Source organism: Sphaerisporangium flaviroseum (assembly GCF_039537005.1).
GTDB classification, from domain to species: domain Bacteria; phylum Actinomycetota; class Actinomycetes; order Streptosporangiales; family Streptosporangiaceae; genus Sphaerisporangium; species Sphaerisporangium flaviroseum.
In genome coordinates this window covers 127,676-136,065 of the sequence record NZ_BAAAZR010000018.1, presented here as the reverse complement: position 1 = coordinate 136,065, position 8,390 = coordinate 127,676, and the positions used below count along the sequence as shown (strand labels likewise).

At 68.8% G+C, this 8,390-nt stretch carries 9 protein-coding genes; 5 read left to right on the top strand and 4 right to left on the bottom strand.

Translation table 11 applies throughout. The features are described from left to right. Positions 1 to 245, bottom strand: a 245-nt coding sequence (locus tag ABD810_RS24455; RefSeq protein ID WP_344944794.1) for a hypothetical protein, incomplete at its 3' end; no start/stop codon positions are given. Here ABD810_RS24455 and ABD810_RS24450 point away from each other — a divergent pair. The 3 genes from ABD810_RS24450 to ABD810_RS24440 all read left to right on the top strand — a co-directional run bounded on the left by ABD810_RS24450 (position 234) and on the right by ABD810_RS24440 (position 2,592). Continuing rightward, the gene (locus tag ABD810_RS24450; RefSeq protein ID WP_344944790.1) at positions 234 to 893 is read left to right on the top strand and encodes a Mu transposase domain-containing protein; all 660 of its coding nucleotides are present in this window, start codon (positions 234 to 236) and stop codon (positions 891 to 893) included. The genes ABD810_RS24455 and ABD810_RS24450 overlap by 12 nt on opposite strands. Further along, positions 829 to 1,686, top strand: coding sequence for an IS21-like element helper ATPase IstB (gene istB / locus ABD810_RS24445; protein WP_344944787.1), 858 nt, complete (start codon positions 829 to 831; stop codon positions 1,684 to 1,686). Before ABD810_RS24450 ends, istB begins: the two co-directional genes overlap by 65 nt. A 273-nt stretch (positions 1,687 to 1,959) precedes the next feature. Next, the gene (locus tag ABD810_RS24440) at positions 1,960 to 2,592 is read left to right on the top strand and encodes a LysE family translocator (RefSeq protein WP_344944784.1); all 633 of its coding nucleotides are present in this window, start codon (positions 1,960 to 1,962) and stop codon (positions 2,590 to 2,592) included. Between the two features lie 653 nt (positions 2,593 to 3,245). Here ABD810_RS24440 and ABD810_RS24435 read toward each other — a convergent pair. From ABD810_RS24435 to ABD810_RS24425, 3 genes are all read right to left on the bottom strand, one after another. Beyond that, positions 3,246 to 3,839 carry a hypothetical protein gene (locus ABD810_RS24435; protein WP_344944781.1) on the bottom strand — a complete coding sequence of 198 codons (594 nt, stop codon included), beginning with the start codon at positions 3,837 to 3,839 and terminating at the stop codon, positions 3,246 to 3,248. A gap of 120 nt (positions 3,840 to 3,959) precedes the next feature. Continuing rightward, entirely contained in the window at positions 3,960 to 4,520 is a 561-nt protein-coding gene (locus ABD810_RS24430) for a Clp protease N-terminal domain-containing protein (protein ID WP_344944778.1), read from the bottom strand. Between the two features lie 2 nt (positions 4,521 to 4,522). Continuing rightward, a complete protein-coding gene (locus ABD810_RS24425) occupies positions 4,523 to 4,756 on the bottom strand; it encodes a helix-turn-helix domain-containing protein (protein ID WP_344944775.1) in 234 nt (77 codons plus the stop codon). Between the two features lie 168 nt (positions 4,757 to 4,924). Here ABD810_RS24425 and ABD810_RS24420 point away from each other — a divergent pair, with 168 nt between their 5' ends. Further along, the gene (locus ABD810_RS24420) at positions 4,925 to 6,616 is read left to right on the top strand and encodes an ABC transporter ATP-binding protein (RefSeq protein ID WP_344944772.1); all 1,692 of its coding nucleotides are present in this window, start codon (positions 4,925 to 4,927) and stop codon (positions 6,614 to 6,616) included. A gap of 2 nt (positions 6,617 to 6,618) precedes the next feature. Next, on the top strand, positions 6,619 to 8,373 hold the full coding sequence (locus ABD810_RS24415) for an ABC transporter ATP-binding protein (RefSeq protein ID WP_344944769.1): 1,755 nt from the start codon (positions 6,619 to 6,621) through the stop codon (positions 8,371 to 8,373). The last annotated feature ends 17 nt before the right edge of the window (positions 8,374 to 8,390 follow it).

Below are 8,390 nucleotides of genomic sequence, written 5' to 3'. Positions count from 1 at the left end.
ATCCTCAACCGCACTCTAAGCACGAGCGGTGCAGTAAGTAGTTCAGTCAACAGGACCGAGGTCGACTCTTTGGCCGAGCTGAACGCAATGGTCGCGCGCTGGGACGAAGAAGACGAAGCTCGGCGGATCCGTTCTCGCCCGCGCACCATCGGCGAGCACTTCGCCATCGAGCGGGAGCTCTCAAGCCGCTGCCGGATGAGCCGTTCGAGACGGGCCGGCACTTCGCGCTGCGCGTGGATCGCCACAGCCAGATCAGCGTCCGCACGAACCGTTACTCGGTGCCGGTGCGCCTGATCGGTCGCAGAGTCCGGGCGGTTTTGCACGCCTCCGAATTGATCGTCTACGACGGGCGCGAAGAGGTCGCTCGTCACGAGCGGCTGAAGGCCAAGGGTCAGGCCCGCCTGCTGCTGGACCACTACCTGGAAGCACTGGTGCGCAAGCCCGGCGCGCTGCCGGGGGCCACCGCGCTGGAACAAGCCCGCGCGGCCGGGCGCTTCACCCCGATCCATGACGCGTGGTGGGCCGCGGCCTGCAAGGCCCACGGCGATTCCGAGGGCACCAAGGCCCTGGTCGCGGTGTTGTTGCTGAGCCGTCACATGACTCACGAACACCTCGTCGCGGGCCTGGCCGCGGCGCTTTGCGCCGGTGCGCTGACCGCCGATGCGGTGGCGCTGGAAGCCCGCAAGGCGGCCGAGGCCGAACAGCCGGAGCCGCCCCCATCGCAACAGCCGCCGGCGCCCTCCCAGCAGGCCACGGTGACGTCGCTGACCGCGCGGCGGCTGGCCCAGCTTCCACCCGATACACGGCCGCTGCCTTCGGTGGCGGTCTATGACCAGCTACTGCGCCGCCGATCCAGCGGTCAGAGCCCCTCCAGCAAAGGAGAGACGCGATGACGTTCAACCGCAACCGCGGCCTGACCGAGCAGGCCGCCGAGACCGCGGTGGACACGGCGCTTGTCGGCTGCTGCGGCTGCCGACCATCCGGGCGAAGTTCCCCGAGCTCGCCGAGGCTGCTGCCCGCGAGCAGATGTCCTACCGAGGGTTCCTCGCCGAGCTGTTGATGGCCGAATGCGACGACCGGGCGCGGCGCCGCTCCGAGCGGCGGATCAAGGCAGCGGCGTTTCCTCGCGACAAATCGCTGCGTGAGTTCGACTTCGATGCCAACCCCAGCATCGACCCAGCCGTGATCCACACTCTGGCCTCGTGTGAGTGGGTGAAGAAGGGGCAGCCGCTCTGCCTGGTCGGTGATTCGGGAACCGGCAAATCCCATCTGCTGATCGCGCTGGGAACCGAGGCCGCAATGGCGGGATTCCGGGTGAAGTACACCTTGGCGACCAAGCTCGTCAATGAGCTGGTCGAGGCCTCCGACGACAAGCAGCTGTCGAAGACGATCGCCCGTTACGGCCGTGTCGACCTGCTCTGCATTGACGAATTAGGGTATACGGAGCTGGATCGTCGAGGCGTTGAGCTGTTGTTCCAGGTGCTCACGGAGCGCGAGGAGAAGAACAGTCTGGCCATCGCCTCCAACGAATCCTTTGGAGGCTGGACCAAGACCTTCACCGACCCCCGGCTCTGCGCGGCCATCGTCGACCGGCTCACCTTCGGCGGCGCGATCATCGAGACCGGAACCGATTCCTATCGGCTGGCACGGACCCGCTCAAAAGCCGAGCAGGCCGCTGCGGGGTAACAACGACCGGGATTTCTCGGACACGTTGGCCGGGTTCCGGGCCGTAGGGATCAACCGAACGCTCACTGGCGATAGTGGGTCGCCTAGCCAGGGGGACACCCCAGCGTTCAGATATGCCCAGGTGCGCCAGCGGGCTCCTGATCCGCGTGGCGGAAATGCGTTGCGATCTGCCGATGTGAACGTTCGACACGATGGCGGCGGCTCATAGTGATGCGCACCCGCCGACTAAATAAGCGAGTTCACCTCATACGTCACATATGGGACGATCCTGTCATGCCTATCGACCAACATCTGCTTGCGCTATTCACCGTGACCGCGATCATCGCCATGATCGCTCCTGGACCGGACATGTTGTTCGTTCTGGGGTGTGGGATGCGGGGTGGTCCACGCGCCGGCTTGCTCGCCACAGCCGGAGTGGCAACGAGCGAAGCCATCCACATTGCCGTGGCGTCCGCGGGACTAGCCGCCCTCTTCGCCGCGGTGCCGTTCGCCTTCACCGTGCTGCGCATCGCCGGAGCCGCTTATCTGATCTATCTCGGCATACAGATGATTCGTCACCGCAAGGGTGTTCAGGCTGAGGTGACGGTCGGCGGCGGTGGGATGTCGGGCCGCCGGGCGTACCTCAACGGCTTGTTGACCAACCTGCTGAACCCGAAGATGGTCACCTTTACGATCGCCTTCCTTCCCCAGTTCATCAACCCGCAACTGGGTCAGGTCTGGGTGCAGTTCGCGATCCTCGGCGCCATCCTGATCGCGTTGGAGTTCCTCGTCGACGGTACGGTCGGTGTGCTCGCAGGACGGATCGGAGGATGGCTTCGTCGTCGGCATACCGCTCGCCGTCGAATCGACGTCGCCACGGGAGGCGTATTCATCGGGCTGGGAGTACGACTGGCCGTCGAGCAGTGACATTGCGGCGGAGCGCACCCGGGCGCTTGGTTGGTGTTGTCCCCCAGCCAGGTGACTGCTATCGCCAATGAGTGTTCGAACGTTCCTCGTGGCTCGTTCCCGGGTTGGACGGAGGGCGGGGCTGTCAGGCAGCTCCGCCCTTGCGCATATGGGGCAAAAGTTTCATAGGGCTGCGTGTAGGTCGCTGCACTGTTGCTGAATGTCATCGACATTTCCGAGCCTGTTGAGCCGCTGGCGTTGCCCGAACTGATGAAGAAGCGTTGCCGCTTCTGATCGACGCAACCAACTGCTCCCGGCCTGTCGGCCAGTTCGGGTCTGCTCTCGGCCTGTCGGCCAGTTCGGTTCCCCTGGTGGGGTCACGTCCAGCGGAGTGGTGGGATGTTGGTGATGCTTCCCGCTTGGTGACGCTTCCCGCTCGGGTCAGGCCGCCGATGGCTCCGTCGTTCCAGAAGTTGACAGCGGTGAGCCCGAGCGACGGAACGTGCACCCTGCTGGCGGGCGGTATTGGCGAGCACGCGCGCCCAGCCGGGGCGCCTGGAATGCCGATCCACGCATGGATTATCACGTAGACGATCGCAGCCGTTTCTGATGCCACGCCCGTACCGGGCCTTCGCCGGCGGGCGAGGACATGGGTGCCCCGGGTGCCGTGCGGTTCAGGCGGGGGGCCGGTGCGGCATGATCTGGCGGAGGAACCTCACCAGGTCGTCCGGGTCCAGCCCGATGAGATCCGCGCGGTGGGCTGCCATGAGCAGCAGGTGGGCGACCAGTTCCGTCCGGCGCTCGTGGTCGCCGAACCACTCCCACAGCCGGTCGAAACCGAGGTCGTTCAGCTCGGTGCCCAGGCCGTACCTGTCCCTGACCTCCGACACCACGCCCGCGATGGCGTCCAGCGGCGTGGCGCCCGGACGCAGGCACAGCAGACCCGGGTGGTGAGCGTCCGCGAACCACCGGCAACCGGAGGGCGGCTCCGCCTTTACCAGGGCGTAGACATCGATATCAGACCTGTCCGGTCTGCAGGTCGTGAAGAGCAGCAGGAAGGCGAACACCGGTTCGCCACCGGCGTTGGCCAGAAGGGGCGGGGCCACATCGAGCACGTTGCCGGCCCGCTGTTCGGCGATCAGCTCCTGGAGCTGCCAGACGGCCATGCGCGGGTCATCGACCATGACCGTGCCGATGCCGGGAAGCGAGGCCTGCCACAGGCCGTCTTCCACCTCGACGATCGTGGCGATCGGTCTGCGCTGCTCCATCCCGCCTCCTGTTTCGGCGCTGCGGTTCGAGAGTAGGGGTCTCCCGCCTCGCCGGTCCCGGATACGGCACGGGGACCTCGGTGCCGGCTCGGCGACGGACGCTGAGCCGGCGGGCGCGGTTCATCTGAGTTCGGTGCGGATCTCCTGGCGGAGGACGTCGAAGTCGATGCCGGCGTCGGTGAGGATTCGGGCGGCCAGGCCGTTGCCCTCCCGGAGCAGGCCGAGCAGGATGTGGCCGTTGCCGATGTAGTTGTGCTTCAGGGCCAGGGCCTCGCGCAGGGAGAGCTCCAGCACCTTCTTCGACCGTGCCGTGAAGGGGACGTGGCCGGCAGGGCGCCATGGGCGGCCACGTCGAGAGCGGGGATCCCGGTCGAGGGCGCCGGGTCCGAAAGCGGCCTCGACCTTCTCGCGTATTGCGTCGAGGTCGATGCCGATCGACTCCAGCGCGTCGGCGTCGAGGTCGTTGGCCGGTCCCGTGGCGAGGAGCCGTGCCACCGCGTCACCGACCTGGTCGTGGTCGAGCCCGTGCCGGGCCAGCACTCGTGCGGCCACCGTATTGGGTTGCCGCAGGAGGCTGAGCAGCAGGTGCTCGGTTCCGACGTGACCGTGGCCGAGCAGCCGGGTCTCGGCCTGGGCGAGGATGACCGTCTGACGGGCGTCCTGATGAAACCGCTCGAACATGCCTACTTCTCCCGCCTCAGTAGCCCGCGGCCGCCCGCGTACTTTTTGTGGACCGCTTGTCTGCTCACGCCGAGCAGGACGGCGATCTCCTGCCAGGACCAGCCCTGTTCGCGTGCGTTGTCCACCTGGAGTGCCTCCAGCCGCTCGACCAGCGTCCGCAGTGCCCGTACGGCCCGCAGGCCGACGGACGGATCGCGGCTGCCGGCGTCGGAGGCCAACTGTGCCGTGTCACTCATGCCTGTCAATATAAGTTGACGCCTGATGGGTGTCAATCAAAGTTGACGCTCCGACGTGAAAGATCTTTGCGAAACGCGGACCGGCGCTGTCGTTTCCGCTGGTGTGACCGCATGCGACCGGAAAAATGGTTTGCCGTACAACTCGGCGTTTGCCAGCCTGGGAGGGCTATGCGCTCCCTGCCACATGCCGATCCCGGCATTCCCGATGCCCGCAGCCCGTTTCGGTACCTGTGGTGGACCGCCCGTGGGCAGGGGGGCCCGCTGCTCATCGGCATCGGGTACGCCGTGCTGTGGTGGACCGCACAGGCCCTGGTCCCCGCCGCCATGGGCCAGGCCATCGACAGCTTGACCCACCACAACACCGAAGGGCTGGTCCGCTGGTCAGGGGTCCTGCTGGGGCTCGGAGTCGTGACCGCCTTCGGCGGCGTGATGCGCCACCGTTTGGCCGTCTACAACTGGCTCAGCGCCGCCTACCGCACGGTGCAGGTGACCGCGCGGCAGGCCACCAGGCTCGGTGCGACGCTGCCGAAGCGGCTGTCCACCGGCGAGGTGATCAGCGTCGGCAACTCCGACATCGCGCATATCGGCAACTCCATGGACATCCTGCTGCGAGGCACGGGCGCGATCGTCGCCATCGCGACGGTCACGGTGATTCTCATCACAACCTCGCCGCAGCTCGGCCTGATCGTGCTCCTCGGCGTTCCGCTGATGGTGCTGGCCGTCGGCCCGCTGCTCAGGCCGCTGCACCGGCGGCAGCACGAGCAGCGCGATCTCCAGGGCGACCTCGCCACCCGGGCCTCCGACATCGTCTCCGGCCTGCGGGTGCTGCGGGGCATCGGCGGCGAGCACGTCTTCTCCGGCCGCTACCGCGAGGAGTCCCAGCGGGTGCGGGTGGCCGGCGTGCGGGTGGCGTCGGTCGACGCGGTCCTGGAGGGTGCGCAGGTCCTGCTGCCGGGCATGCTGATCGCCTTCGTCACCTGGCGAGGCGCGCACTACGCGATGGACGGCGTGATCACGGTCGGCCAGCTCGTCGCCTTCTACGGATACGCGCTGTTCCTGGTCGGACCGCTGCGCACGCTCACCGAAGCGGCCGACAAGATCACTAAAGGCCATGTGGCCGCCCGCAGGGTCGTCCGCATCCTGTCGCTGGACCCCGAGATCGACGGCACGGGCACGGCCACCACCGAGGGCGGCGACCTGGTCGACCCGGCGTCGGGAGTCACCGTGCGGCAGGGACAGCTCACCGCCCTGGCCGGTTCGGTGCCCGAGGACACGATCGCCGTCGCCGACCGGCTCGGCCTCTACGTGGCGGGTGAGGTCACCTTCGGAGGCGTGCCGCTGTCCGAGCTGCCCCCGGCCGAGGTGCGGCGCCGCATCCTTGTGGCGGACAACGGCGCGAGGCTGTTCAGCGGGCGCCTGCGCGACCAGCTCGACGTCACCGGCTCCGCCTCCGATGACGAGCTGTGGCAGGCGTTGCACACCGCATGCGCCGAGGACATCGTCGAGGCGCTGCCCGAAGGCCTGGAGTCGCACGTGGCCGAGGCCGGAAGGGAGTTCTCCGGCGGCCAGCAGCAGCGCCTGCGGCTCGTCCGGGCGCTGCTGGCCGACCCGGAGGTGCTCATCCTGGTCGAGCCGACCAGCGCGGTGGACGCCCACACCGAGGCGCGCATCGCCGAGCGGCTCGGCAAGGCCCGGCTCGGGCGAACGACGCTGGTCAGCACCACCAGCCCGCTGGTCCTCGACCGGGCCGACCATGTGATCTTCTTGCAGGACGGCCTGGTGCGGGCCGAGGGTTCCCACCGGGCCCTGCTCGCCACCGACACCGGCTACACCGCGACCGTGACCCGAGGGGAGGACTGATCATGAGTGGAGATCCGAGGCGGATCCTGCCCATCGCCGACCAGGCCCAGGTGCGGGCCTACGCCCGCCGACTGACGCTGAAGTATCCCCGCCAGCTCACGATCGCCCTGGGCCTGCACGGGCTCGCCGCCGTGGCCGGCCTGGCCGGGCCGCGCCTGCTCGGCGGGCTGGTCGAGGGCGTGCGGAACGGCACGGGCGTCGACATCGACGCCGTCGTGCTGGCCATCGCCGGGTTCATCATCCTGCAGGCGGTCCTGATCAGGTTCGCCGTCTACGCGTCCGCCAAGCTGGGCGAGAAGGTCCTCGCCGAGCTGAGGGAGGAGTTCGTCGACCGCGTCCTCGGCCTGCCCCTGTCGACCGTCGAGCGTGCGGGCTCGGGAGACCTGATCACCCGCACCTCAAGGGACGTCGACGCGCTGTCCCGCACGGTGCGGCACGCCGTGCCGGAGACGCTGATCGCGGTGGTGGCCGGCACGTTCGTGCTGGGCGCGCTGGCCCTGGTCGGACCGCTGCTCGTGCTGCCGTCCCTGCTCGCCGTGCCGCTGTTGTGGATCTCCACCCGGTGGTACCTCAAGCGGGCCAGAGACGGTTACCTGCGCGAGAACGCCGCGTACGCCGACATGACCGAAGGTCTCGGCGAGACCGTCGAGGGCGCGCGGACCGTCGAGGCGTTCGGCCTGCAGCGCCGCAGGCACGAGCGTACGGACGGGGACATCGCGCGGTCCTGGGCCGCCGAGCGTTACACCATGGGCCTGCGCACGGTGTGGTTCCCCGCGGTGGAGTTCGGCTACGTGATCCCTGTGGTGTCGACGCTGCTGATCGGGGGCCTGTTCTACCTGAACGGCCTGGTCTCGCTGGCCCAGGTGACCGCGGCCACGCTGTACGTACAGCAGCTCATCGACCCGCTCGACCGGCTGCTGTCGTGGGTCGACGAGCTGCAGGTCGGCGGGGCGTCGATGGCCCGGCTGCTCGGGGTGGCGAACGTTCCCGACGACCGCGACGCCGGCGCGGCCACGCCAGACGGCGAGACGATGACGGCCGACGACGTGCGGTACGCCTACCGCGAGGGCCACGACGTGCTGCACGGCGTCTCGCTGGAGGTCGCCCCGGGAGAGCGGCTCGCGATGGTCGGTCCCTCAGGCGCGGGCAAGTCGACGCTGGGCCGCCTGCTCGCGGGCATTCACGGCCCGCGCACCGGCTCGGTGCGGGTCGGAGGCGTCCCGCTCGTCGAGCTGCCCCTGGACGACCTGCGCGGGCACGTCGCGCTGGTCACCCAGGAACACCACGTGTTCCGGGGCACGCTCCGCGACAACCTGCTCATCGCGCGGCCCGAGGCCGACGACGCCGCGGTCACCGGCGCGCTGGAGGCCGTGGACGCCCGTGAATGGGTCGAGGCGCTGCCCGACGGCCTCGACACGGTCGTGGGCTCCGGTGGCCTGGCGGTGTCGCCCGCGCAGGCACAGCAGGTCGCGCTCGCCCGCCTGGTGCTGGCGGACCCGCACACGCTCGTGCTGGACGAGGCCACCTCACTGATCGACCCGCGTGCCGCACGGCACCTGGAACGGTCGCTGGCGGCCGTGCTGCACGGACGTACCGTGATCGCGATCGCGCACCGGCTTTACACCGCGCACGACGCCGACCGCGTCGCCGTCGTGGAGGACGGCCGCATCAGCGAGCTGGGGTCCCACGAGGAGCTGGTCGCCGCGGGAGGCGCCTACGCCGCCCTGTGGGACAGCTGGCACGGCACCTCCCGCTGACCCCCGCGGGAGGCCTC

Excerpts from the sequence above, each read along its gene's own strand:
- ABD810_RS24415 (WP_344944769.1), top strand. The coding sequence starts at position 6,619 with ATGAGTGGAGATCCGAGGCGGATCCTGCCCATCGCCGACCAGGCCCAG.
- istB (WP_344944787.1), top strand. The coding sequence starts at position 829 with ATGACCAGCTACTGCGCCGCCGATCCAGCGGTCAGAGCCCCTCCAGCA.
- ABD810_RS24430 (WP_344944778.1), bottom strand. The coding sequence starts at position 4,520 with ATGTTCGAGCGGTTTCATCAGGACGCCCGTCAGACGGTCATCCTCGCC.
- ABD810_RS24440 (WP_344944784.1), top strand. The coding sequence starts at position 1,960 with ATGCCTATCGACCAACATCTGCTTGCGCTATTCACCGTGACCGCGATC.
- ABD810_RS24435 (WP_344944781.1), bottom strand. The coding sequence starts at position 3,839 with ATGGAGCAGCGCAGACCGATCGCCACGATCGTCGAGGTGGAAGACGGC.
- ABD810_RS24425 (WP_344944775.1), bottom strand. The coding sequence starts at position 4,756 with ATGAGTGACACGGCACAGTTGGCCTCCGACGCCGGCAGCCGCGATCCG.
- ABD810_RS24420 (WP_344944772.1), top strand. The coding sequence starts at position 4,925 with ATGCGCTCCCTGCCACATGCCGATCCCGGCATTCCCGATGCCCGCAGC.